This window comes from Tsukamurella sp. II2bb (assembly GCF_057815145.1).
In genome coordinates this window covers 1-25,493 of the sequence record NZ_JBYPZI010000016.1, presented here as the reverse complement: position 1 = coordinate 25,493, position 25,493 = coordinate 1, and the positions used below count along the sequence as shown (strand labels likewise).

The 25,493-nt window shown below is 66.5% G+C and carries 23 protein-coding genes and 2 rRNA genes; 10 read left to right on the top strand and 15 right to left on the bottom strand.

Annotated features, from left to right (window positions below; genetic code table 11):
- The 3 genes from AC21LY_RS23425 to murA all read right to left on the bottom strand — a co-directional run.
- Positions 1–83 (bottom strand): 23S ribosomal RNA (locus AC21LY_RS23425); the annotation flags it as partial.
- 467 nt (positions 84–550) lie between these two features.
- Positions 551–2,071 (bottom strand): 16S ribosomal RNA (locus AC21LY_RS23420).
- Positions 2,072–2,763: 692 nt separating this feature from the next.
- Complete coding sequence (gene murA, locus AC21LY_RS23415; RefSeq protein ID WP_489048974.1) at positions 2,764–4,017, bottom strand: UDP-N-acetylglucosamine 1-carboxyvinyltransferase; 1,254 nt, start codon at positions 4,015–4,017, stop codon at positions 2,764–2,766.
- A gap of 48 nt (positions 4,018–4,065) precedes the next feature.
- On the opposite strand from murA, the gene AC21LY_RS23410 reads away from it, so the two are divergent.
- Positions 4,066–4,638: a cob(I)yrinic acid a,c-diamide adenosyltransferase gene (locus AC21LY_RS23410; protein ID WP_489048973.1), complete on the top strand. Its 573-nt coding sequence runs from the start codon at positions 4,066–4,068 to the stop codon at positions 4,636–4,638.
- A gap of 59 nt (positions 4,639–4,697) precedes the next feature.
- On the opposite strand, the gene AC21LY_RS23405 is transcribed toward AC21LY_RS23410, so the two are convergent.
- The 11 genes from AC21LY_RS23405 to AC21LY_RS23355 all read right to left on the bottom strand — a co-directional run bounded on the left by AC21LY_RS23405 (position 4,698) and on the right by AC21LY_RS23355 (position 14,437).
- Positions 4,698–5,123, bottom strand: a complete 426-nt coding sequence (locus tag AC21LY_RS23405) for a DUF2550 domain-containing protein (protein ID WP_489048972.1) — start codon at positions 5,121–5,123, stop codon at positions 4,698–4,700.
- 82 nt (positions 5,124–5,205) lie between these two features.
- Complete coding sequence (locus AC21LY_RS23400) at positions 5,206–5,589, bottom strand: F0F1 ATP synthase subunit epsilon (protein WP_489048971.1); 384 nt, start codon at positions 5,587–5,589, stop codon at positions 5,206–5,208.
- A gap of 6 nt (positions 5,590–5,595) precedes the next feature.
- Complete coding sequence (gene atpD / locus AC21LY_RS23395) at positions 5,596–7,041, bottom strand: F0F1 ATP synthase subunit beta (protein WP_489048970.1); 1,446 nt, start codon at positions 7,039–7,041, stop codon at positions 5,596–5,598.
- A gap of 18 nt (positions 7,042–7,059) precedes the next feature.
- The gene (locus AC21LY_RS23390) at positions 7,060–7,977 is read right to left on the bottom strand and encodes a F0F1 ATP synthase subunit gamma (RefSeq protein WP_489048969.1); all 918 of its coding nucleotides are present in this window, start codon (positions 7,975–7,977) and stop codon (positions 7,060–7,062) included.
- Complete coding sequence (atpA, locus tag AC21LY_RS23385) at positions 7,970–9,604, bottom strand: F0F1 ATP synthase subunit alpha (protein ID WP_415679085.1); 1,635 nt, start codon at positions 9,602–9,604, stop codon at positions 7,970–7,972. The genes AC21LY_RS23390 and atpA overlap by 8 nt, the downstream gene beginning before the upstream one ends.
- Before the next feature lie 45 nt (positions 9,605–9,649).
- Positions 9,650–10,996 (bottom strand): F0F1 ATP synthase subunit B/delta, encoded by a 1,347-nt coding sequence (locus AC21LY_RS23380; RefSeq protein ID WP_489048968.1) that lies wholly within the window; start codon positions 10,994–10,996, stop codon positions 9,650–9,652.
- Positions 10,997–11,509, bottom strand: coding sequence for a F0F1 ATP synthase subunit B (locus tag AC21LY_RS23375; protein WP_489048967.1), 513 nt, complete (start codon positions 11,507–11,509; stop codon positions 10,997–10,999). It abuts the gene before it with no gap.
- A gap of 29 nt (positions 11,510–11,538) precedes the next feature.
- Positions 11,539–11,784, bottom strand: a complete 246-nt coding sequence (locus tag AC21LY_RS23370) for a F0F1 ATP synthase subunit C (protein WP_013125919.1) — start codon at positions 11,782–11,784, stop codon at positions 11,539–11,541.
- Positions 11,785–11,862: 78 nt separating this feature from the next.
- Positions 11,863–12,615 (bottom strand): F0F1 ATP synthase subunit A, encoded by a 753-nt coding sequence (gene atpB, locus AC21LY_RS23365; RefSeq protein WP_489048966.1) that lies wholly within the window; start codon positions 12,613–12,615, stop codon positions 11,863–11,865.
- On the bottom strand, positions 12,612–13,025 hold the full coding sequence (locus AC21LY_RS23360) for an ATP synthase subunit I (protein WP_489048965.1): 414 nt from the start codon (positions 13,023–13,025) through the stop codon (positions 12,612–12,614). Before AC21LY_RS23360 ends, atpB begins: the two co-directional genes overlap by 4 nt.
- Positions 13,026–13,234: 209 nt before the next feature.
- Positions 13,235–14,437 (bottom strand): glycosyltransferase family 4 protein, encoded by a 1,203-nt coding sequence (locus tag AC21LY_RS23355; RefSeq protein WP_489048975.1) that lies wholly within the window; start codon positions 14,435–14,437, stop codon positions 13,235–13,237.
- Between the two features lie 281 nt (positions 14,438–14,718).
- On the opposite strand from AC21LY_RS23355, the gene AC21LY_RS23350 reads away from it, so the two are divergent.
- From AC21LY_RS23350 to AC21LY_RS23310, 9 genes are all read left to right on the top strand, one after another.
- The gene (locus AC21LY_RS23350; protein WP_489048964.1) at positions 14,719–15,576 is read left to right on the top strand and encodes an MlaE family ABC transporter permease; all 858 of its coding nucleotides are present in this window, start codon (positions 14,719–14,721) and stop codon (positions 15,574–15,576) included.
- 116 nt (positions 15,577–15,692) lie between these two features.
- Positions 15,693–16,556 (top strand): ABC transporter permease, encoded by an 864-nt coding sequence (locus tag AC21LY_RS23345; RefSeq protein ID WP_489048963.1) that lies wholly within the window; start codon positions 15,693–15,695, stop codon positions 16,554–16,556.
- Positions 16,557–16,583: 27 nt separating this feature from the next.
- Positions 16,584–17,717: an MlaD family protein gene (locus AC21LY_RS23340; protein ID WP_489048962.1), complete on the top strand. Its 1,134-nt coding sequence runs from the start codon at positions 16,584–16,586 to the stop codon at positions 17,715–17,717.
- A 16-nt stretch (positions 17,718–17,733) separates the two neighbouring features.
- Complete coding sequence (locus tag AC21LY_RS23335) at positions 17,734–18,759, top strand: MCE family protein (RefSeq protein WP_489048961.1); 1,026 nt, start codon at positions 17,734–17,736, stop codon at positions 18,757–18,759.
- Positions 18,744–19,763: an MlaD family protein gene (locus tag AC21LY_RS23330; protein ID WP_489048960.1), complete on the top strand. Its 1,020-nt coding sequence runs from the start codon at positions 18,744–18,746 to the stop codon at positions 19,761–19,763. Before AC21LY_RS23335 ends, AC21LY_RS23330 begins: the two co-directional genes overlap by 16 nt.
- Positions 19,763–20,866: an MlaD family protein gene (locus tag AC21LY_RS23325; RefSeq protein WP_489048959.1), complete on the top strand. Its 1,104-nt coding sequence runs from the start codon at positions 19,763–19,765 to the stop codon at positions 20,864–20,866. The genes AC21LY_RS23330 and AC21LY_RS23325 overlap by 1 nt, the downstream gene beginning before the upstream one ends.
- Entirely contained in the window at positions 20,866–21,915 is a 1,050-nt protein-coding gene (locus tag AC21LY_RS23320; RefSeq protein WP_489048958.1) for an MlaD family protein, read from the top strand. The genes AC21LY_RS23325 and AC21LY_RS23320 overlap by 1 nt, the downstream gene beginning before the upstream one ends.
- Positions 21,912–22,904: an MlaD family protein gene (locus AC21LY_RS23315; RefSeq protein WP_489048957.1), complete on the top strand. Its 993-nt coding sequence runs from the start codon at positions 21,912–21,914 to the stop codon at positions 22,902–22,904. Before AC21LY_RS23320 ends, AC21LY_RS23315 begins: the two co-directional genes overlap by 4 nt.
- Before the next feature lie 46 nt (positions 22,905–22,950).
- A complete protein-coding gene (locus AC21LY_RS23310) occupies positions 22,951–23,820 on the top strand; it encodes a hypothetical protein (protein WP_489048956.1) in 870 nt (289 codons plus the stop codon).
- A gap of 65 nt (positions 23,821–23,885) precedes the next feature.
- Here the strand turns inward: AC21LY_RS23310 and AC21LY_RS23305 are convergent, their stop codons facing one another.
- A complete protein-coding gene (locus tag AC21LY_RS23305; RefSeq protein ID WP_489046438.1) occupies positions 23,886–25,091 on the bottom strand; it encodes an IS30 family transposase in 1,206 nt (401 codons plus the stop codon).
- Between the last annotated feature and the right edge of the window lie 402 nt (positions 25,092–25,493).

Below are 25,493 nucleotides of genomic sequence, written 5' to 3'. Positions count from 1 at the left end.
CCCCGAGGCATATCGCAGCCTCCCACGTCCTTCATCGGCTCCTTGCGCCAAGGCATCCACCGTGCGCCCTTAGACACTTACAACACACAAAACACACACCAAACCCGAACAACCCCCGCAAAAAGGGGCCGCCACAAGCAAGCCGCGCATCTCATGACATCAAGCGCCAAAAAAACACAACAAAATGCTTACACAGAAACATGTAAAATTACAGAAACAAAAACTCGATAACAACCAACACAAAGCATGCCGGCACATCAAGTTGATGCTCGCGTCCACTATACAATTCTCAAACAACACACACCACCACACCGCCACCCACCCACACCCCCAACAGAGGCCGTGGTACGCAGGCGCTGACGTGCAGCAGCACAATTGAAAGGACGTGTCCTCTCAGACACCCAACAGTGTGCCGACGAAACCCCACCAACCAACCCCGAAAGGCCGGCCCAGCAGGCGATAACAATTACCGTGTCAGTGTTCCACCCAATAAAAGTGAGCAACCACCTCAGCCACATTCGAGCTGACAGATGGCACTAATGCTCCTTAGAAAGGAGGTGATCCAGCCGCACCTTCCGGTACGGCTACCTTGTTACGACTTCGTCCCAATCGCCAATCCCACCTTCGACAGCTCCCTCCCACAAGGGGTTAGGCCACCGGCTTCGGGTGTTACCGACTTTCATGACGTGACGGGCGGTGTGTACAAGGCCCGGGAACGTATTCACCGCAGCGTTGCTGATCTGCGATTACTAGCGACTCCGACTTCATGGGGTCGAGTTGCAGACCCCAATCCGAACTGAGACGCGCTTTAAGGGATTCGCTCCACCTCACGGTATCGCAGCCCTCTGTACGCGCCATTGTAGCATGTGTGAAGCCCTGGACATAAGGGGCATGATGACTTGACGTCATCCCCACCTTCCTCCGAGTTGACCCCGGCAGTCTCTCACGAGTCCCCACCATAACGTGCTGGCAACATGAGACAAGGGTTGCGCTCGTTGCGGGACTTAACCCAACATCTCACGACACGAGCTGACGACAGCCATGCACCACCTGTATAGAAGGCACAAGGCAAACCACATCTCTGCGGCGATCCTCTATATGTCAAACCCAGGTAAGGTTCTTCGCGTTGCATCGAATTAATCCACATGCTCCGCCGCTTGTGCGGGCCCCCGTCAATTCCTTTGAGTTTTAGCCTTGCGGCCGTACTCCCCAGGCGGGGTACTTAATGCGTTAGCTACGGCACGGATCCCGTGGAAGGAAACCCACACCTAGTACCCACCGTTTACGGCGTGGACTACCAGGGTATCTAATCCTGTTCGCTACCCACGCTTTCGCTCCTCAGCGTCAGTTACTGCCCAGAGACCCGCCTTCGCCACCGGTGTTCCTCCTGATATCTGCGCATTCCACCGCTACACCAGGAATTCCAGTCTCCCCTACAGTACTCAAGTCTGCCCGTATCGCCTGCAGGCCCGAGGTTAAGCCTCGGGTTTTCACAGACGACGTGACAAACCGCCTACGAGCTCTTTACGCCCAGTAAATCCGGACAACGCTCGCACCCTACGTATTACCGCGGCTGCTGGCACGTAGTTGGCCGGTGCTTCTTCTGTAGGTACCGTCACTTACGCTTCGTCCCTACTGAAAGAGGTTTACAACCCGAAGGCCGTCATCCCTCACGCGGCGTCGCTGCATCAGGCTTCCGCCCATTGTGCAATATTCCCCACTGCTGCCTCCCGTAGGAGTCTGGGCCGTGTCTCAGTCCCAGTGTGGCCGGTCGCCCTCTCAGGCCGGCTACCCGTCGTCGCCTTGGTAGGCCATTACCCCACCAACAAGCTGATAGGCCGCGGGCCCATCCCATACCGCAAAAGCTTTCCACCCACCCCCATGCAGGAGCAGGTCATATCCGGTATTAGACCCAGTTTCCCAGGCTTATCCCGAAGTACAGGGCAGGTCACCCACGTGTTACTCACCCGTTCGCCACTCGTGTACCCCCGAAAGGGCCTTACCGTTCGACTTGCATGTGTTAAGCACGCCGCCAGCGTTCGTCCTGAGCCAGGATCAAACTCTCCATAAAAAACACTAGAAACCCAAGGTTTCAGCATAATCCAGGAAATCCTGAACAAAACGAAACCACTGACAAAAATCAATGATTCCAGAAATACATCTCGCAAAGAAATAAACGAGAAAAGCCACAACACAAACAACCAAGTACAAATACTGATTGTCCATGCGTGCCAAAAAAAATTTTGGCACTGACAATTTCATCGACACACTGTTGAGTTCTCAAAGAACACGCCAAACGCGGCCGCCCACACCATATGAATTCCGTGTGAACCGCACCCTCGCAGGCCGTTCCAAGTTACCCGAACCAAGCCGGCCAGTCAAACTCACTGGCCCCACCCGCTCGGAGCAACCGTTCTAGCTTACCAGATCGGATTTCCGTTCGCAACCCGCTCTCGCGGACCGCAGACCTCCGAACTGCACACCACATGGAGGAACCACACGATCGCGCAGAGCGTGATCGAGGAGAAGGTTTCTCTTCCATGGCGGTCAGCATGATGATCCTTGCGGATCGTCCCGGTTTCCGACTTCCGGCGGCGCGTCGAGTTCCGGATTCACCGGACCTCCGTGGGCCTTGCCGGGCGGCGCCTGGGCGCTGCTGACTCGATATAAGTTACACACGTCGAACTCGGAACACAAATCGGCAGGTGGTCCCACCGATCCGGGGCACCGTCGCGCCCCGGATCCACCGGCCGACGACGCAGGTCAGGAGACGCGCTCGATCTGCCCACCGAGCGCCGTCACGTTCCCGACGAAGTTCGGATAGCCGCGGTCGATGTGGAAGACGTCGTGCACCTCGGTGACCCCGTCGGCACAGAGGCCGGCCAGGACCAGGCCGACGCCGGCGCGGATGTCCGTGGACCAGACGGGCGCGCTCGAGAGCTGCTCCACTCCCCTGATCACCGCGTGATGGCCGTCGGTCCGCGCGTCCGCTCCGAGGCGCACCATCTCCTCGACGAATCGGAACCGTGCCTCGAAGACGTTCTCCGTGATCATGGACGTCCCGTCCGCCACGCAGGCCATGCCGATCGCCATCGGCTGGAGATCGGTGGGGAATCCCGGGAACGGCAGGGTCGCGACGTTCACCGCGTGCGGACGCTCCGGCGAGGCGATGCGGAAACCGTCCGCGCGCTCGGTCACCGTCGCGCCCGCATCCTGGAGCTTCTGCAGCACGACCCCCAGCGTCTCCGGGGCGACTCCGGTGACCGTGATGTCCCCGCGCGTCATCACCGCGGCGAAGCCCCAGGTGGCCGCGACGATCCGGTCGCCGATCACCCGGTGCTCCGTGGGGTGCAGCTTCTCCACCCCGCGCACCATGAGCGTGTCGGTACCGATCCCCTCGATATCGGCACCCATCTGCACGAGCATCGAGCACAGATCGACGATCTCCGGCTCGCGCGCCACGTTGCTGATCACCGTCAGCCCCGAAGCCAGGACCGCGGCCATGAGGATGTTCTCGGTGGCGCCCACCGAGGGGAACTCCAGGGTGATCTCGGCGCCCGTCAGTGAATCCGCCTGGGCGACAACGCAACCGTGCTCGATCGAGCTGGTGGCACCGAGCGCGCGCAGTCCGGACTGGTGCATGTCCAACGGGCGGGAACCGATCGCATCGCCACCCGGGAGCGCCACCACCGCGCGGTGCTCACGAGCCATCAACGGCCCGAGCACGCAGACCGAGGCGCGGAACTGCTTGACCGCGTCGAAGTCGGCGCGATGGTTGAGCACCGCCGGCGTCGTGATGCGCGCCGTGTCCCCGTCGAGCTCGACCTCCGCACCGAGACCCCGTAGGACGTCCGCCATCAGCGGCACGTCCAGGATCTCGGGGCAGTTCGTCAGGACGGACGTGCCCTCGGCGAGCAACGTCGCCGCCATCAGCTTCAGGACGCTGTTCTTCGCGCCCCCGACCGTGACCTCGCCCGTCAGTCGGGCTCCACCGTGCACCAGAAACTTCTCACCCACAGCGGTCAGCCTATGGCACACCGCACTGCGCTGTGACAGCCTGTGACCATGGCAGTCCACCTCACCCGTATCTACACCCGCACCGGCGACGACGGCACCACGGGGCTCGGCGACTTCTCCCGGGTCACGAAATCGGATGCGCGGCTGCGGGCGTACGCGGACTGCGACGAGGCGAACGCGGCCCTCGGGCTGGCGGTCACCGTCGGAGATCCGGACCCGGACGTCCGCGCGGTACTCCTCCGGATCCAGAACGAGCTCTTCGACGTGGGCGCGGACCTGTCGAACCCCGTCGTCGACGATCCCGAGTACCCGCCGCTGCGCGTGACCGACGATTACATCGACCGGCTCGAGGCCTGGTGCGACCGGTACAACGAGAATCTTCCGAAGCTCGATTCCTTCGTCCTCCCCGGCGGAACCCCCCTGGCCGCCTACCTGCATCTGGCGCGCACCGTCGTACGACGGGCGGAGCGGGCGGCGTGGGACGCCGTGCGGGAACACGGGGACACGGTCTCCGTACTGCCGGCGAAGTACCTCAACCGGCTGTCGGACCTGCTGTTCATCCTGTCCCGGGTCGCGAATCCCGGCGGCGACGTGCTGTGGCGGCCCGGCGGCGAGCGCTGACGCGCGATGCGCGCGTCTCCATGACGCCGCGCGCGGCCCGGTCCGGTAGTGCTGGCGGCCTAGTAGTGCTGGCGGCGGGAGCTGGGCCGCGATTCGAGCCAGGACTGGAAAGCCGTCAGGCCGTCCCGCGCGAACGCGAGCTCCGTCTCCCCGCCCGGGGTGACGGCGTGCACGATCACCATGTCCGGGTCGATGACGTCGAGCTCGGTTCCCTGGGGCCCGCGGCGACCGACGATCTCGGTCCCGTTGCGCGGCAACGTCCAGCTGGGGCCGAGCCGGACGCTCGAGAGCCGGTAGTACTTCAGTTCGTGGTCGTCGTAGCGGAGCGTGCCGTGACGCCAGCCCTGCTCCCCCGACGCCGGCAGGTACCGCAGGATGATCGGTACACCGGCCACGCGGAGGCTGTACAGGCGTAGTACGACGACCGTGCCGATCACGAGCAGCACGAGCACGGCGACCACCGCGACGAAGACCACTCCGCCCATCACCCGCTCCTTACTCCGGATAGCAGGAAAGCCGGTGGCCCGTCCAGACCGGGCCACCGGCTTTCACGCTGCTGCTCCTATATTACTTGCCCGCGAGGAGCTCGATCGCGCGCAACCGTCCGTGCGCGACCGCCTGCTCGTCGGACCCCTCCGCCGCCGCCTCGAAGGCGCGCCGGACCTCGGCCTCCTCCAGCGACGTGGCCCACTCGGCCCCGTCCGCGAGGACCGTGACCTTCTCGCCCGTCACCGAGAGGAAGCCGCCTCGGATCGCCGCGGCCAGTCGCTCGCCGCCCACCGTGTCGATGGCGACAGCGCCACCGGTGGCGAGCTGGCCGAACAGCGGCTCGTGATGAGCCAGCACACCCAGCTCACCCTCGGTGGTCTGGGCGATGACGAAGGTCGCCTCGCCCGACCACAGCCGCTCCTCGACGGAGACGACCTCTACCTGAAACGCCGTGTCAGCCACTGGAAACTACTTCCCGGCGATCTTCTTCGCGGCCGCCTCGACGTCGTCGAGACCACCACAGCTGTTGAACGCCTGCTCGGGCAGGTGATCGAACTCGCCCTTGCACACGCGGTCGAAGGCCTCGATGGTGTCCGACAGCGGGACGACCGAGCCCTTCTCGCCCGTGAACTTCTCGGCGACGATGAAGTTCTGGCCGAGGAACTTCTGGAGACGGCGAGCGCGCTGCACCGTGACCTTGTCCTCCTCGGAGAGCTCGTCCATACCGAGGATGGCGATGATGTCCTGCAGCTCCTTGTACTTCTGCAGGATGCGCTTGACCTCGTTGGCGACGCGGAAGTGCTCGTCGCCCACGATCGACGCCTCGAGGATGCGCGAGGTCGACGTCAGGGGATCCACGGCGGGGTAGATACCCAGCTGCGAGATCGGACGCGAGAGCTCGGTGGTCGCGTCGAGGTGCGCGAAGGTGGTGGCCGGCGCCGGGTCGGTGTAGTCGTCGGCGGGCACGTAGATGGCCTGCAGCGAGGTGATCGACCGGCCCTTCGTCGAGGTGATGCGCTCCTGGAGCTCACCCATCTCGTCGGCCAGGGTGGGCTGGTAACCCACGGCGGAGGGCATACGACCCAGCAGGGTCGAGACCTCGGAGCCCGCCTGCGTGAAGCGGAAGATGTTGTCGATGAACAGCAGCACGTCCTGGTGCTGGACATCGCGGAAGTACTCGGCCATGGTCAGGGCCGAGAGGGCGACGCGCATACGCGTCCCCGGCGGCTCGTCCATCTGGCCGAACACCAGGGCGGTGTCCTGGAGCACGCCCATCTCCTCCATCTCGAGGTGGAGGTCGGTGCCCTCACGGGTACGCTCGCCGACGCCCGCGAACACCGAGGTGCCCGAGAACTCGCGCGCGATACGGGTGATCATCTCCTGGATCAGAACGGTCTTGCCGACACCGGCACCACCGAACAGACCGATCTTGCCGCCCTTGACGTACGGGGTGAGCAGGTCGATGACCTTGATGCCCGTCTCCAGGATCTCGGTCTTGCCCTCGAGCTGGTCGAAGGCCGGGGGCTTGCGGTGGATGCCCCACTGCTCGCCGTCGCGGCCGAGGCCGGGGGTGTCCAGGCAGTCGCCCAGGGCGTTGAAGACGTGACCCTTGACGACATCGCCGACGGGCACGCGGATCGGGTAGCCCGAGTCGATGACGTCGGTGCCGCGGACCAGGCCGTCGGTCGGCTGCATCGAGATGGCGCGCACCAGGTTGTCGCCGAGGTGCTGCGCGACCTCGAGGGTCAGCGTCTTGGCCACGGACGGGAGGGTGATCTCCGCGCGCAGGGCGTTGAACAGGTCGGGAACGGCGCCGCGCGGGAACTCGATGTCGACGACCGGGCCGATGACCCGCGTCACGCGACCGGTGGCCGCAGCGGTGCCCGCCGACGCGGGCTGGGTAGCTGTAGTCATGTGTCTGCTTTCCGGTTTCTAGTTCGCGAGGGCGCCGGCGCCACCGACGATTTCGCTGATTTCCTGGGTGATCTGCGCCTGGCGGAGCTGGTTGGCCTCGCGGGAGAGCGAGACGGCCAGATCATTGGCGTTGTCCGTGGCCGCCTTCATGGCCGTACGACGGGCCGCGTTCTCCGAGGCCGCCGAGTCGAGCAGGGCCGCGAAGACGCGGGTGGCGATGTACTTGGGCAGCAGCGCCGACAGCAGGCTGTCCGCGCTCGGCTCGAAGGTGAAGTTGCGCTCCACGACGTCCGCCGGCGAATCGTCGGCCTCCTCGACGACGAGGGGCGCCATCCGGCGCACCTCGGGGTTCTGCGAGAGCATCGACACGAAGCGCGTGTAGACGATGTGCAGCTCGTCGACGCCGTGCGTCTCGACACCGTCGATCGTCACGTACTCGTCCGAGCCGGTCTCGAAGAGCTTCACCAGCGTCTCCGTGGCGGCGGTGGCATCCGAATGGTTCGGCTGCTGCGAGAAGCCGGTCCAGGCGCCCGCGACCTCCTGGCCGCGGAACCGGAAGTAGTCCAGCCCCTTCTGGCCCATGACGTACAGGACGGGCTCCTTGCCCTCGTCCTTGAGCAGCTGGATCAGCTCGCGCGTCTCCCGCAGCACGTTCGAGTTGTAGCCGCCGCACATACCGCGGTCGGAGGAGACGACGAGGATGGCGGCGCGCTTGGGGTTCGCCCGCTCGGTGAGGAGCGGGTGATCCAGCGAACCGGACTTGCTCGCCAGCTCCGACAGCACCGAGGTCATCTCCTCGGCGTAGGGCTTGGCGGCCGCGACCCGGGCCTGCGCCTTGGTGATCCGCGACGTCGCGATCAGTTCCTGCGCCTTGGTGATCTTCTTGGTCGAGTTGACCGAACGGATCCGCGAGCGCAGCTCTCGGATACTAGCCATTGCGCTTGACCTTGATCGTCTCGTGCTCGACGTCCTCGGCCGGCAGCGCGCCGGCCTCGGCCTCGTTCACCACGCGCGAGCCGTCGGAGGCGAGGAAGCTCTGCTTGAAGCGGTTGGTCTCGGCGACCAGGATCTCCGCCTGATCCTTCTCGAGGACCTTGCCGCCCGCGATCGACTCGTAGACGCCGGCCGCGGCGTGGTGCAGGTGGCTCAGCAGCTCACCGTCGAAGCGACGCACGTCCTCGACGGGGACCGAGTCGTAGTGGCCCTCACCGCAGAGGTAGATCGAGACGATCTCGTCCTCGACCGACGACGGGCTGTACTGGTCCTGCTTGAGCAGCTCGACCCAGCGGGCGCCACGGGCCAGCTGCGCCTTCGAGGCGTCGTCGAGGTCCGAGGCGAACGCCGAGAAGGCCTCCAGCTCGCGGAACTGCGCGAGCTCCAGACGCAGCGAACCCGAGACCTTCTTCAGGCCCTTGGTCTGCGCGGCACCACCGACGCGGGACACCGAGGTACCGACGTTGATCGCGGGGCGGACGCCCTTGTTGAACAGGTCGGACTCGAGGAAGACCTGGCCGTCGGTGATCGAGATGACGTTGGTCGGGATGAACGCCGAGACGTCGTTGGCCTTGGTCTCGATGATCGGCAGCGCGGTCATCGAGCCGCCGCCGAGGGCGTCGGACAGCTTCGCCGAGCGCTCCAGCAGACGGGAGTGCAGGTAGAAGACGTCGCCGGGGTACGCCTCGCGGCCCGGCGGGCGGCGCAGCAGCAGCGAGATGGCGCGGTAGGCCTCGGCCTGCTTGGACAGGTCGTCGAAGACGATGAGGACGTGCTTGCCCTGGTACATCCAGTGCTGGCCGATCGCGGAGCCGGTGTAGGGGGCGAGCCACTTGAAGCCGGCCGAGTCGGACGCGGGGGCCGCGACGATGGTCGTGTACTCCATGGCGCCAGCCTCGTCGAGCGCGGCCTTCACGCCGGCGATCGTCGAGCCCTTCTGGCCGATGGCGACGTAGATGCAGCGGACCTGCTTCGTCGGGTCGCCGGTCTCCCAGTTCGACTTCTGGTTGAGGATGGTGTCGACGCAGACGGCGGTCTTGCCGGTCTTGCGGTCACCGATGACCAGCTGACGCTGACCGCGGCCGATGGCGGTCATGGCGTCGATCGCCTTGATGCCGGTGGCCAGCGACTCCTCGACCGGCTGGCGCTCGAGCACGGTGGCCGCCTGCAGCTCGAGGACGCGCTGCTCCTCGGCCTCGATGTCGCCCAGGCCGTCGATCGGCTGGCCGAGCGGGTTGACCACGCGGCCGAGGAACTTGTCGCCCACGGGCACGGAGAGCACGTCGCCGGTGCGGCGGACCTGCTGGCCCTCCTCCAGCGACTCGTAGTTACCGAGGATGACGGCGCCGATCTCGTCCTCGTCCAGGTTCAGGGCCACGCCGAGCACCCCACCGGGGAACTCGAGCAGCTCATTCGCCATCGCGCCGGGGAGACCCGTCACGTGGGCGATGCCGTCGGCGGTGTCGGAGACCGTGCCGATCTCCTCGCGGGAGGCGTCGGCCTCGAACGTCGAGACGTACTGCTCGATCGCGCCCTTGACGTCGTCGGTTGAGATCGTCAACTCAGCCATGAGTACTCGTTTCCCTCTTTTGTGTTCTGGGTGGAAGTGTGTGTATTAGCGGGGCAGCTGTTCGGCGGCCTTGTCGAGCCGCGACGCGATGTCGGCCTCGATGACCTCGTTGCCCACCGTGATGCGCAGGCCGCCCAGGAGCTCGGGCACGACCTCGGTCTGGACCGCGATCCTGCGCTGGTAGATGCGGGCGAGCAGATCCGCGGTGCGGGCCCGCTGCTCGTCGGTCAGGGCCACGGCCGACTCGACCACCGCGACGGACTCGCCGCGACGGGCGGCGGCCAGCTCGGCGATCGACGCGACGGCACCGTCGACGCGGCCGACCCGCACGAGGCGCACCGTCTGGCGCAGCAGCGCCGCGGTGAAGTCGTTCACCTTGCCGCCGAAGACCTTGTCCAGCAGCGAGATCCGAGCCGCAGCCGGAGCCCGGGTATCGGACAGTGCGGCCGTCAGCTCGGGCTCGCTCTCCAGGATGCGGCCCGCGCGGAACAGCTCGTCCTCGGTCTCGTCGAGCTTGCCGGCGCGCTCAGCGCCCACCAGCACGGCGACCCGGGCCTGCCGCTCGATCGCGGTGACGAAGTCGGCCGGAGACGACCACTTCGCCGCGGCGGCGTCCTGCACGAAGTCATTGGCCTCGGCGCTGATCTTGCCGCCGAAGAGCCGGTCGACGAGGGCGCGCTTGGCCGCGGGGGCCTCCACCGGCTCGGCCAGGTGCTTGCGCAGCACCGGCTGCTCGCCCAGTACGTTCACCACATCGGCCAGATCGTCCGCGATGCGGGCCAGTGCGGCCTCATCGACGCCGGCGGTGCGCTGATCGAAGCCGGCGGCGAGTTGACGCACGGCGTCGCGGCTCGCGGCCCGCAGCGACCGGGTGCCGATGCGATCGGCCTCGGTGACCCGCACCTCGTCGGCGCCGCTGGTCATCGACTCGAGTTCGGTGAGCGAACGGTCCACGGACGCGGCCTGATTGGCCGGATCGCCGAGATGGTCACGGACGAGACGTCCCGCCACCTCGACCGCCTCCGCACCGAGCTCGGAGCGGAAGCCCCGCACCAGGTTGCTGCGGTTCAGTGCGACCTGGCCCTGGCCGTGCTCACCGATGCGAGCGACCTCGCGCTCGGTCTGGGCGCGCAGCTCCTCGCGGATCGCGTCCGCGTCGCCACGGGCCTCGTCGCGGATCTGGCTGCCTTCGCGAGCGGCGTCGGAGCGTGCGCGCTCCCCCGCCTGCCCCGCCTGCGACAGCTTCTCCTGCGCGATGCGCGACTCCTCCAGCTGCGCCCGGACTGTGTCCTGGCGCTCCTTCATGAGTCGCTTCACCGGCGGAACGACGAACTTCCACAGGACGAAGAGGATGACCGCGAAGGCGATCAGGTTGCCGATAAAGACACCCATTTAGTTCTTCACCACCTTGTCGCTCGAGAGTGCATCCAGCTTCGCCTTGAGGGCCGGGTCCTGCGTCACGTCGAAGCCGAGCACGCGGCTCGCCAACGACGCCGAGAGCGGAGCGAGATCGGCGCGCGCCGCCGCGGCCGCGGACTCGCCCGCGGTGCGCAGCTGCTCGGTCTTCTCCCGCGTGATCGCGTCCGCCTCGGCGGTAGCCCGCTGCTTCTGCTCCTCCATCGAGGCGCGGCCGGTGGCGCGCGCCTCGTCGCGGATGGAGCCGGCCTCACCACGGGCGGAAGCGATTCCGGCGCGGTACTCCGACTCGGCGTCCTCGAACCCCTTGGCCGCGGCGCGACCGTCGGTGGCGGTCTGGGCGATCATCTTTTCGCGATCGTCCAGGACCTTCTGGATGGAAGGTGCCACGTTGAACCAGATCACTCCGAGCACGATCAAGAAGATGATCAGGCACGAGAGGAAGGTTCCCGCGGTGGGGAGGAGGAAATTACCCTCAGCGAGCTGCATGACGTCAGTTCCCGTTTCTTACGAGCGAGTTAGGAGATCGGGGTCGCGAACACGAACAGGGCCATGAAGGCCAGGTTGATGAAGTACGCGGCCTCGACCAGACCAACGGTGATGAAGAACGGGGTCATCAGGCGGCCCTGGGCCTCCGGCTGCCGCGCGATGCCGGCGACGAGCTGGGAACCGGCGAGACCGTTACCGATACCGGCGCCGATGGCGCCGCCACCCATGATCAGGCCGCCGCCGATGAGGGCACCCTGCGCGATGTTCGGATCCATTTATCTTTTCCCTTTCGGTTTCTGGTAGTCGGCCTACCAGGGTCTTCATGACCGTGGCCCGTCCGGGCCGCGGACAGGTCAGTGGTGGGTCTTCTCCATGGAGGTGGAGAAGTACAGGATGGTCAGGAGCGAGAAGATGAACGCCTGGATGAGGCCGACGAAGAGCTCGAAGGACTTCCACAGGGAGTTCGGGAACCAGAGGATGTAGGCCGGCAGGAGCGCGATGACCGCGACCATGACCGTGCCCGCGAAGACGTTGCCGAAGAGTCGCAGCGCGAGCGAGAGCGGCTTGGAGACCAGCTCCTCGATCACGTTGATCGGCGCGAGGCCGATCGCGTGGCCCTTGACGACCTTGACCGGGTAGCCGACGACACCGTGCGTGACGAAGCCCGCGAGGTGGTAGCCGAGGTAGACGACGAGCACCAGCGCGTAGACGAAGCTGACGTCCGCGGCCGGCGGCATGAAGATCTCGGTGGGGGCGCCGCTCTCACTCGTGTACTGCTGCGGCAGCACCGCGAGCCAGTTCGCGAACAGGATCAGCGAGAACAGGGCGATCGCCAGCGGCAGCAGGAAGGGCGCGACGCGCATGCCGATCGCCGACTCGATCTGGCCGCGGAGCTGGACGGTGATGGCCTCCCAGAACAGCTGCACTCCGCTCGGCACGCCGGTCGAGGTGACCTTCGCCTTGAGGATGAACGCCAGGATCAGGACGATCGCCGCCGCGATGGCGGTGGCGAGGATCGTGTCCCAGTGAAAAGTCATGCCGAACAGCTCGAACGACTTGTAGTGGGCGACGTGGATCGAGCCCTCGGCGTACAGATTGGTGTTCATGACTGCTGGCGAAGCCCTTTCAGAACGGGGATGACGGTGTTCAGGACGAGGACGATCTGACCCACGGCGAGGCCGAAGATCACGCCCAGCCCATCGGGCCGGAAGAAGTAGGCGATGACGATCGCGATGACGGAGACGACGCCGAGGCGGACCATCGAGTTGACGGCGACCGGGGCCTTGCGCGGCTCGTTCTCCGCGGTGACCGTGGCGACCTTGAGGACCGCCAGCTTGGCGTTGAGCACCGACAGCATGCCGCCGAGGAGGAACCACGCCGCGAACCACGGGTGACCGAACGCCGTGCCGACGCCGGCCGCGATCACCGACAGACCGATGACGATGACGATCGGGTTGACGAAACTCACGACGCTACGACCGACATGGCCGTCGACGGAGGGGGCCGGCGTCGTCATGTCCCCTCCTTCGGGGTCGGGGTCGCACCTGCGAGTCTCTCGCGGGGACCGGGGCGGCGTCTGCCGAATCCGTAGCGTGGCTCACAACACGGATTCTTTGTGATTGGCTGAGACTCTACCAAGAAGTAGGGACGCCCCCTACATCGGGGCGGCGCCGTGATCCAGCCGATCAACTACACACGATAGTACAACAGAACGCGCGTACCGCGTTACCGGGCTCCCGTCTTGGACGATGCATCTGACCTCGCCGTTTCGGAGTAGCGCTCACGCAGCCGCGGGACGATCCGCGGCACCACGGTGAAGACGAGGGCGCACAGCAGCCCAGCGCCGAACAGGGGCGCGATCAGCGCCGGCGGGAGCATCGTCGACGCCGCAGCACTCAGCCCTAACACACCCACCCACAGGTAGATGACGACCACCACGCGCCGCTGGCTGTGGCCGATCTGCAGCAGACGGTGGTGCAGGTGCATCTTGTCGGCGGTGAACGGGTGCACGCCCGCGCGCGTGCGGCGGACCACGGCGAGCAGCAGGTCCAGCATCGGCACGAACATCACCGCGACGGCGAGCAGGAGCGGCAGCAGGAGCGCGAAGATGTCGGTCGTTCCGTAGGCGTTCTGGGAGATCCGGCCCGACGCCGACGTCGAGGCGGCGGCCAGGGTCAGGCCGAGCAGCATCGACCCCGAGTCCCCCATGAAGATCCGGGCGGGCTGGAAGTTGTGCGGCAGGAAGCCCATGCACGCACCGAAGAGCGCCGCGGTGATGAGGGCGGGCGGGTACGACGGGGCGTCGCCACCCGAATCGAACATCAGGCCCACGGAGAAGATCAGGATCGCCAGCGCCGCGAGGGCCGCCACACCGGCCAGCAGCCCGTCGAGCCCGTCGATGAAGTTCATGGCGTTGACGGTGGCGACCGCCACCACCACGGTCAGCAGGCCGGCCTGCAGCTGGTCGAGCACCACCGTCGTATTGATCCCCGGGACGTAGACCACGTTCCAGGCCACCCCCAGCACCACGAGGAGCGCGGCCGCGAAGATCTGTCCGACCAGTTTGGTCAGCGCATCCACGCCCCAGCGGTCGTCGATGATGCCGACCACCACGATCACGGCCCCCGCGACCATGACCGCGACCGCATCCTTGGAGTACGCGAAGCCCCGGGTAAGGGCCGGCAGCTGTGCGGCCAAGAAGATGCCCGCGGCCATCCCGGCGTAGATGCCGACGCCGCCGAGACGGGGAGTGGGCACGACGTGGACATCGCGCGCGCGGGGGACTGCGACGGCGCCGAATCGAGTCGCGATGACGCGAACCAGGGAGGTTGCGAAAAATGTGACAACTGCAGCTGTCAACCCCACTACCAGCAACTCTCGCATCGGTACACCGGCGGCGCCGGCACCCGCGACCGCCCCGCTCAGCATCTCGATGTGCACGCGTGCGAATCTACTCGCACCCCGCGGCCACCCACGCTCGACGGGCCGACGCCGCGCAAGACCTCTTTCGGCGCACCCCGCCTGACCACAGCGGATGGACAGTACTCGGCGGATCGCCTATATGTTACTGACGAGTCGCTCACATGACTTCCGCGAAGCAGGCCAATGACGCACATCACTCGTCCGGCCGTTATAGTGTCCTCGGTCATACACCTAAGAACGCAGCATGTGGGTCACAGCGTGGCCACAGTCGAGAGGAGACGTTCGCGGTGACGCAATCCGTCGTGCAGGGCAGCGCACCTGCCAAGCGACCTTCCTATTGGTCGATCATCAGCAAGAACTTCTCCAGCACCGTCGTGGACTCCATCCGCACGATCGGCCGGAGCGTCCGGATGCTGATCATGTCCCTGGTCGCGCTGGTGACGGATACGATCCGCGGCCGCCTCCAGTGGAAGGAGGCGCTGAACCAGATCTGGTACATGATCGGCGTCACCACCTTCCCGGGCATCCTCATCGCGATCCCGTTCGGCATCGTCATCTCGATCCAGGTGGGCAACATCATCGCCCAGCTCGGCGCCGACTCGCTGCAGGGCGCCGCCGGCGGCCTGGCCGTGATCACGCAGGGCGCCCCGATCGCCACCGGCCTGCTGCTCGCCGGCGCCGGCGCCTCCGCGATCGCGGCCGACCTCGGCGCCCGCACGATCCGCGAGGAGACGGACGCGATGCGGGTCATGGGCATCAACCCGCTCAACCGCCTCGTCGTACCCCGGCTGCTGGCCGCGTGGATCGTCGCCCCGCTGCTCAACATCCTCGTGATCTCCATCGGCACGATCGCCGGCTACCTCGTGGCGGTCGGCGGCCAGGGCGTGACCCCCGGCGCCTACTGGCTGTCCTTCGGCTCCTTCGCGCACCCCGTCGACGTGTGGATCTCGCTGATCAAGTCCGTCATCTTCGGCACCGTGATCGCGATCATCGCCTGCCAGCGCGGCCTCGAGGCCCGCGGCGGCTCGCGCGGCGTGGCCGACGCGGTGAACGCCACCGTCGTCCTCGCGTTCGTCGTCATCTTCGCGTTGAACCTGCTCATCACGCAGGTCACCACGATGTTCTTCCCCATGCAGGTGGGCTGACCCATGACCAACTCACGCAGGGCACAACCCTCTTCAACCCGAACGCAGGTGGGCTGACCATGTACCACTGCATCGCCGAATCGACCGTCTTCGTCCCTGAACAGGTGAGCTGATACATGGCAACCGTCTACCGCCCCCGGGGCACACGCTGGTTCTTCGACCTGTTCGGACCTTCCGGATCGGCGTGGGGCCTCTTCGACACCATCGGCCACGTCGTCTCCTTCGTCGCCGAGGTCATCCGCACCGTTCCGCACGCGATCAAGCACTACCGGTCGCAGATCATGTACATCCTCACCGACATCACCTGGGGCCGCGGCGCCCTCGTGGTCGGCGGTGGCACCGCACCGGTGCTCGCCGTGCTCGGCATCACGGTCGGCGGCATCGTCGCCGTGCAGGGTTTCGCGATCCTCAACATGCTCGGTATGGGCCCCCTCACCGCGGTGGTCGCCTCGTTCGCGAACACCCGCGAGTTCGCCCCGATGCTCGCGGGCGTCGGCTTCGCGGCGCAGGCCGGCTGCCGCATGACCGCCGAGATCGGCGCGATGCGGATCAACGAGGAGATCGACGCGCTCGAGTCGCTCGGCCTGCGCTCGGTGTCCTTCGTCGTCACCACCCGCGTGCTCGCGGGCCTCATCGCCGTGGTGCCGGTCTACCTCATCACGCTGATCCTGTCCTGGCTCTCCTGCGCCTGGGTGGTGAAATCCGTGTACGGCATGCCGTCCGGCACGTACGACCACTACTTCAGTCAGTTCGTGAGCGCCTCCGACATCGTCTTCTCGGTGGTCAAGGTGGCCGTCTTCCTGACCGCCGTCATCGTGATCCACTGCTACCAGGGCTTCTTCGCCTCCGGTGGCCCCGAGGGCGTGGGCACCGCGTCGGGCCGGGCGATCCGGGCAAGTCTGGTCGCCGTCGTCGTCCTCAACCTCGTCATGACCGTCGCGCTGTGGGGCTTCACCTCCCCGGTCTACTTCAAGGGGTAACCAATGGGAGTCGTTTCCGTACCAGGAATGTCGATCGAGCGGTCGGTGCTGCGGCGCCGCGGGCTCATCGCGGTCGCCGTCATCCTCGCGATCGTGCTCGTCGGGTGGCTGGTCAAGGCCCTGTGGCCGAAGGACGAGTTCTCGTTCACGCTCCGCTCCCCCGCCGTGGCGGCCGGCATCGTCGACGGTGCGCCCGTGCGGATCCAGGGCGTCCAGGTGGGCAAGGTCACGGGCATCAGGTCCCTCGGCAACGGCCAGCAGGGCGTCACGGTGACGATGAAGTCGGCCGATGGCAAGTCGCTGACGAACAACCTCGAGGCCGCCTACTCCGCCGGTAACCTGTTCGGCGTCTCCGAGGTCATCCTGACCCCGCACGACGGCGGCGGCGCGCTCAAGGAGGGTGCCCAGATCGCCCCGACGAAGCCGATCACCGACAACACGGTCTCGAACATGATCGCCACCATCGGCGACGTGAACGACGACGCCATCCGCCCGCACATGAGCCAGGTCCTGCTGAACTTCGACGCCTCGTCGAAGGCGATGCTCCCGCTCTTCACCGCCCTCGGCGGGGTCGCGCAGGCGGTGCAGGACACGCAGCGGCTCTCCACCGCGGAGACCTTCCCCGTGATCACCCAGGCGATCGAGAACGCCGACGCCACCACGACGGCGCTCATCCCCGCGGTGAAGACGCTGTTCGACTACCGGCCGGTGCACGACAAGGCGTGGGTGAACCGCGGCAAGGCCACGCTGGACGCGCTCACCAACGAGCGGGACAGCCTGACCGCCGCGCTGCAGAAGATCCTCGACCCGAAGGCGCTGAACGGCCTGCGGACGACCACACCGATGCTGGTGAACCTGATTCAGCCGCTGCTGACCGCCTTCCCCAACGGGAGCGCGACGGGCGTCGGCATCCAGATCGGGCAGTTGCTCGACAACGTCCGCAAGGCGATGCCGAACACCCCGAACGGTCCGGTGCTGAACCTGCGGCTGTCGATCGACTACCCTGCCATCGGCGCGATGCTGCCTCCGGCACCGACGTTCACGTACATCCCGCCGAAGCCCGGCGATAAGCCGGCCGAGGCGAAGCCCACGGCACCGACATCGGGCGCACCGTCGTCCGCGAAGCCGAGCACCCCGACGTCCACGAAGCCTGGGAGCTGAGCCAACCATGAAGTCAATGAAGGCGACCTCGATCAAGATCGCGGTGTTCTCCGCGGTGATGATCCTGCTGCTCGTGCTCGTCCTGCAGGCGCTGACCCGGCCACCCCAGGGTGACCTGGACACCTTCCACGCGGAGTTCAAGGACGTCTCCGGCCTCAAGGTCGGCGATGACGTGCGCATGCTCGGTGTGCAGGTGGGCAAGGTCAAGGACATCGGCGTCCAGCAGTCCTCGGACCACCGCATCTCCAACGCGGCGGTGACCTTCACCCTGCAGCGCGACCGGAAGTTCCGCACGGACGACACCCTGGCCATCCGGTACCAGAACCTCACCGGTTCCCGGTTCCTCGAGGTGCGGCCGACGCCGAAGAGCACGGCCGCCGAGGTCAAGCCCGGTAGCACGATCAGCGAGAAGTACACGCAGCCCTCGTTCGACATCACGACGGTCTTCGTGGGTCTCAAGCCCGTCCTGTCGACACTCAACTCCGACGACATCAACCACCTGACGCAGTCGGTGCTCAGTGTCATCCAGGGCAACGGCGAGGGCCTCGGCCCGCTGCTCGGCTCGCTCGACAAGCTGATGGCGGTGAGCAACGACCGTCAGCGGGTGCTGACCCAGCTCATCACCAACCTGGGCTCGGTCTCGCAGTCCATCGGCGGGGCCTCCCCCGGCCTGACGAAGGTGCTGCAGCAGCTCGACCTGTTCGCCCGCACCCTGGCGAGCAACGTCGACTCCATGCGCGAGTGGTCGGACAAGACCTCGGGCGTCGTGAGCCGCACCAACGCGCTGCTCGCGGCGCTGGGCCTGACGCCGAACGAGAACCCCCCGCTCGATGCGATCGTCAGCAATGCGATGCCGATCGCGGAGCAGCTCGTCAACGCGCTGGCGACGCTGCCCGGCATCGTCCAGCTCCTCAATGAGGGCACGAAGCCGCAGGCCGGCTCCGCGGTCTCGGCGACGTGCAGCAAGGGCCAGGCCAAGCTCCCCGGCATGATGAACCTCTTCGTCGCAGGTCAGAAGGTGACGGTATGCAATCCAAAGTGAACCTCTTCAACCGTCCGCTCCCGACGGCCGCGCAGGACCGCCGGTACCAGCTGAACTGGGGCATCGTCGGCGCGCTGATCGGCGTGATCGTGCTCGCGATCTGCGGTTACCTCTTCGTCTTCCAGCCGGGTACCAAGGAGTACTCCGCAGACTTCAAGGAGGCGCAGGCGGTGCGCTCGGGCGTCGACGTCCGCGTCGCGGGCATCAGCGTGGGCTCCATCTCCGGCGTCGAGCTGCTCGACGACCGGGTGCGCGTGAAGTTCCGCGTCGACAAGGACGTCTTCCTCGGCGACGCCACCACCGCGTCGATGAAGATGCTGACCACCGTCGGCGGCTACTACATGGCGCTGACCCCGATGGGCACCGCGAACCTCGGGAGCAAGCCGATCCCGCCGGAGCGCGTCTCGATGCCGTACAGCCTCCTGGAGACCTTCCAGCAGGCCACGCCGAAGGTCGAGAAGATCAAGGCGACGCCGGTCCGCGAGTCCATGACGCAGCTGAACCAGGCGCTCGAGGACCAGCCCGAGTCGATCCGCAACACCGTCAGCACCTTCAACCGGATGTTCGACAACATCCTGCGTCAGCAGGACCAGGCGGGCGATTTCGTCAAGGTGATGAGCGAGTACTCCACCGCGGTCAACCAGAACGGCGACCTGCTGCTCTCGCTGATGCGGAACATGAGCACGTTCTTCGCGGCCGCCGAGGTGAACCTGGCCGGCTTCAAGAGCTACCTCACGAACACCACCCAGCTCGTGCAGCGCCTCGCTCCCCTGCTCAACGTCTACCTCAACAACGTCGACCCGCTGGCCAGCCGGTTCGACGCGCTGGTGGCCAAGGCCCGCGACGTCGTCAAGCAGGCCGAGCCGGCGATCGCCAACGCCAAGGAGATGCTGGCGAACCTGCAGAAGACCATCGCGCCCGACGGCACGATCCAGCTGAACCAGTCCGAGCAGACCTTCCTCGCGACCAACGTCTGCATTCCGAGCCCGGGGGTGACCTGCTGATGCGTAAGTTCCTCGCTTCCCGCGGCGCGATGTCCGCGTTCGTGGTCATCGTCGCCGTCGCGCTGGTCGTCGGCGGTGTGGCCTTCAAGGGCCTGACGACCAAGACCACCTCGTACTGCGCCGAACTCGACAGCTCGGTGGGCCTGTTCACCGGCAGCAAGGTGGCGCAGTTCGGCTACCCGATCGGCGAGATCACCAAGATCACGCCCAACGGCAAGACCAACCGCATCGACTTCGACCTGCCGGCCGACCGCAAGCTGCCGACGAACGTCGGTGTCGTCGCGGTCGCCGACTCGCTGGTCGCGCAGCGCCGCCTGGAGCTGCTCGAGACCTACAAGGGCGGCCCGACCTGGCAGCCCGGCACGTGCATCACGAACACCAAGACGCCGCTGTCGATCACCGAGTCGCTGCAGGCCGTGTCCAAGGTCGTCGACGACCTGACCGTGGGCGGCGGCGACGAGGAGTTCCGCAAGGCGATGGCCTCCATCCCCGCGCTGAACAAGGCCACCAAGGGTACCGGCCCGGAGATCTCCGCGCTGACCAACAAGCTCGGCGAGCTGATGCGCAACCCCGGCCCCGGCATGGGCGACGTCGCGGCGATCCTCGACGCCTTCGCCCCGGCCTCCGACGGCCTGGTGCAGAACTGGGGCGAGATGCGCGACTTCCTCCAGAAGTACGCCTTCCGCATCAAGAACGTCGGCGAGCCGCTGATGGACACCGGTATCGGCGCCTTCCCGCAGCTGGTTCCGCTGGTGAAGACCCTCGCCACCATCTTCGACAAGTACGGGGCCTTCATCGCTCCCCTCCTGGAGGTGACGGTGCCGACCACGACGCTGCTCGCCGCGACCACGAAGCAGTTCGGCGACCTGCTCAACATCCTGCCGCCGCTGATCCGGGCCTTCCAGGTCAGCGTCGACCAGAAGACCCTGGCCACCAAGATCACCTACCGCCCGCCGTCAGCGCTGGTGCCGTCCAAGAACCCGGCCCAGACCTGCCAGAATCTGAACCGGTTCGCACCGGGCCAGTGCAAGGTCGCCGACGCGGGCCACGTCAACGTGGAGCTCATCTCCACGGTCCTGCGCGCGACGGGAGCGGCGTACTGATGCGTAATCCATTCAACAGGCGGACCCTCTCCGTCGGCATCGCCACCGTCGCGACGGGCGCGCTGCTGGCGGGCTGCGGCTCGGTGCCCTTCAACCCGTCGGCGATCCCCGCCCCGGGCCAGGCGGGCGGCGGTGACGGCTACATCGTGCACCTCGACTTCACCAACGTGCTCAACCTGCCCGACCGCGCCCGCGTCGTCTTCGACGGTGTGATCTCGGGTCGGCTGCAGAAGGTGACGCTCGAGCAGAGCAAGGCCGTCGTCGACGTCAAGATCAACAACGGCGTCACGGTGCCCAACACCGTCACCGCGACCCTGCAGCAGGACACGATCCTCGGTGACACCTACGTGGCCCTCAAGACCACGCCGGGCAAGCCGGGCACGCCGCTCAAGGCCGGCGACACGCTGCCGACCTCGCAGACGAAGCCGCCGACGCAGATCGAGGACATCCTCGCCGATCTGGCGAACTTCCTCGGCAGCGGCAGCCTGATGCAGCTGCAGGACACCTTCAGCCGGATCAACAACAACCTCCCGGCCGATCCGCAGAAGCTCTCCGGCCTGGTCAAGACCGTCTCGCAGACCGTCGTCGACCTGGGGCGGCAGAACGACAACGTCAGCCAGGCGATCACCTCGGTCGGTAGCCTCGTGACCACGGTCAACGACAACGACCAGATCCTCGTCGCCCTGCTCAGGCCGACCGACGACTGGTTCGGCGACACCCTCGACCTGACCACGGGCGCGATCAAGGTGCTCAGCCGCCTGTCCGACTCCCTCGCTCCCCTGATCTTCACCGCGCCCCTGCTGGACAGCTCGACCGCCGCGGTCGCCGGCGTGATCAAGCCGCTGATGTTCCCCGGGTGGCCCAACATGAACGGCCGGCAGGCGAACCTGGCCAACCTCGAGGACCTGCTGAAGAACAAGATCCTCCCGTTCCTCGCCAGCGGCGCCAAGGTCAACGTCAAGGAGCTGGGCACCAACGGGAACGTGCCCACGTCCGATGCCGCCCGGCAGGCGGTCAACAACCTCCGGATGGTGGGAGCAGTTCCGTGAAAAAGAGCACCTTCTTCAGCCTCCTGACCTTCGCGCTGGTCATGGTGCTGGGCACGGCGTACATCGCCTTCTCCGTGGTCCGGTGGCGCCCGCTGGCGGACTACCGCTCGGTCACGATGAAGCTCGACAACGCCAACCAGCTGCTCCCCGACTCCTCGGTGCTGCTGCGCGGCGTCAAGGTGGGCAACGTCGAGACCATCGAGCGCCGGGACGGCAAGGTCGTCGTGAAGTTCCGGTACGACGGGAAGTACAAGATCCCGTCGAACACCGGTCTGCGCATCGAGCAGCTCTCCGCCGTCGGCGAGCCGTACATCGAGTTCCGCCCGGACACCCTCAGCGGCCCCTACCTGGCCGACGGTTCGACGATCGACGTCGCGAAGATCAAGGAGCCGCTGTCGCTGCCGGAGACCTTCAAGCTGGTCTCGGGTCTCACCAGCAACATCAAGTCGACGGACCTGGGCGGTATCACCGAGACCCTGGCGGACGCGACCAGCAACACGCAGGGCTCGCTGCCGAACATCTCGCAGGCCGGCGACCTGCTGGCCCGGACCCTCACCGCCCGGATGCCCAACATCCGCCGGATGATGGAGAACACGCAGAACTACCAGGCCGATATGGCCTGGCTGCCGGGCGCGATCTCCGAGTTCGGACCGGCGACCCGCACCTTCGTGGTCAAGGACGTCGAGGTGCTCAAGGCCCTCGACACCCTGATGAAGGGCACCAACGGCCCCGACATGCTCACCAAGTCGATCAACCCGTACCTGTTCAAGATCGCCCCGAACACCAGCAAGCTGCTCGCGAACCTCGGTCCGATGACGGAGCCGCTGGTGCCGGTGGTGCAGGCCCTGACCGACGTGCTGCCGCAGATCGACATGGCCGCGCTACTCTCGCAGGCGTTGAACACGGTCGGCTCCGACGGTGCCGCGAACCTCACGGTGGTCATCCCGCCGAGGCAGGGCAGCGGTCCGCCGTCGTGGCCGGCGAGGTAGTGCACCTCCTGACCGACGAACCCCGACACGATTGGCAAAGCGACAAGTGACTGATTCCACCCCGGACGACAAGAACCTCGCTGGCGAGGCCGCGGCGACCGAGGAGACCGTGCAGGACGAGGCCGCCGTGCAGGACGAGGCGGCCGACGACGCCACCGAGGAGGCGGCCGAGGCCCCGACGAAGAAGGTCCCGGCCGCGAAGAAGGCGGGGTCCGCCGTCACGAAGCGCCCCGCTCCCCCGGCCGACGAGGACGAGGACGACGAGGAGACGGTGCCGGTGCGCCGGCCCAAGGCCTCCGCACGGGCGGCGGCGGCCCGGAACCAGCCGGCGGGCCTGACCGCCGGTGCCACGGTCACCACCGTGGTCATCACGGTCGTGATCCTGGCGCTGCTCGCGGCGTCGATCACCTTCGGCGTGCTGTGGGGCCTGCAGAAGTCCGAGAACAGCGACCTGAAGGCGACGGCCGACGAGAAGGCGCACGCCGAGAAGGTGGCCGCGGAGTACGCCACGGGCGCGTCGACCTTCGACTACCGCGACCTCGGTCCGTGGCGCACCGCGCTCACCAAGGGCGTCTCGCCGGAGCTGAAGACGAAGCTCGAGGCCACGGTCGGCGCGATGAACCAGCTGCTGCAGCCCCTGCAGTGGGTGTCCAAGGGCACCGTCCTGGACGCCGTGGTCAACTCGCAGTCCGGCCCGGTCTACAAGGTCAGCGCCTACGTCAAGGTCGAGGCCACGAACGTCCAGGCGGCCAGCGGGCGCGAGGTGGTCACCGTCTACAACGTGACCCTGGACAAGGACAAGGACTGGCAGATCACCGACGTGGGCGGCGTGGGCGGCGGCGTGCCCGCCAGCGCCGCCGCCGAGACGCAGGCCCCCGGCCCGGGTACCCCGACCACGCCCGCAGCCGGCAACTGATCTCGCGCACGGAGCGCCCGGAACCCACGAGGCGGTTTCTAGGGGTCGACGCAACACTGCCTGTTCTACTGGGTGGTGATTAGATCACGCATACGCTCGGCTGGGGTTTCCCAGCCGAGCGTTTTGCGTGGTCGGCTGTTGAGTTGCTGAGCGACGTGCTCGAGATCCGCGGGGCCGTAGACGCTCAGGTCGGTGCCCTTGGGGAAGTACTGCCGGAGCAGCCCGTTGGTGTTCTCGTTGGTGCCGCGCTGCCAGGGGCTGGCTGGGTCGCAGAAATACACCTGCATATCGGTGGCCACGCTGATCTGCGCATGCCGGGCCAACTCTGCGCCTTGGTCCCAGGTCAGCGACCCGCGTAGGTGCGCGGGCAGGTCTTTCATCGCGGTGATGATCGCGTCGCGGACCTGTTCGGCGTCGTGCCCGTCGGGCAGGTGCAGCAGCATCGTGTAGCGGGTGGAGCGTTCGACGAGAGTGCCGATCGCGGTCTTGTTCTGCTCACCGGTGATGAGATCCCCCTCCCAATGGCCGGGAACAGCACGGTCCTCGACTTCGGCCGGGCGGTCGCTGATCATCACCATCGGGTCGATGAACCGCTGATACCGCTCACCTTCTTTCCGCTGCGGTTTGCGTTTGGTTCGTCCGGTCCGGAGTGCTTGCTGCACTTCTCGTTTCATCCCTCCACGGGCTTGGAAGTACAAGGCCTGGTAGATCGTCTCGTGGCTCACCCGCATGCTCTCGTCGTCAGGGTGATCCCGGCGCAGACGGTGCGAGATCTGCTCCGGCGAGAGCTTCCTCGACAAGCCCTCCTCGACCTCTGCCCGCAGGACCGTGTTCACCACCAGTTTGGACTGCTTCGGCCGCGCCCGAGCCGCCACCGCTACCCGATCGGCCTGATACGGCAGATACCGGCCGCCGATGCTGCGTTGACGGACCTCCCGGGAGATGGTGGAGACGTTCTTGCCGATCCGGGCGGCGATGGTCCGCATCGAGTCCTTGAGTACCAGCCCGTCAGCGATTGCGATGCGGTCATCGAGCGAGAGGTAACGGTCACTGATCGCGATCGCGATCGCCGAAGCATCGTCTCGGCTCGAGATGGCACTGGTCACAGCCTGTTTGTAGATCGTCTTGGTTCGATAGTCCACGACTGTGCCGTCCGGGTGGATCCGCCTGCCACTGGTTCGTCGGATTCCCTGGCGCCAGTCCCGGGCGGTGCGTTCGTTCACCTGCACCTCACGGGCCGCGCGCGCTGACGACCACCCCTGATCGAGCAGCGCGAGAAATCGCTTCCTCGCCTCCGGCTTACCCACCGCCTTCAGCTTGTCCGCCGTGACCAGACCGGCATCGACCAAGACCCTGCGAGCGACCGAGAACGCCACATCGCACTCGATCGCAGCCTTGTTGATCGAGCCGGTCCGATCGAACACCGCCACGATCCGCTCCGGATCTGCCGGCCTACCCGGCCCGCGAGGCGGCCCCACCGGGTGGCCAATCGCCCGCAGAATCGCGTAACACCGCCGCCGCGGCACACCCACCGCGACAGCGGCCTCCTTCACCGGAACACCGGAGTCGACCAGCTGCGCCAGCTCGCCGCCGAACCGGGCACAGTCCTCCTGAAACGACATGATCGCCGCAACCTCTCGTTGAGAGTGTTGCGACGATCATGTGAACCCGCC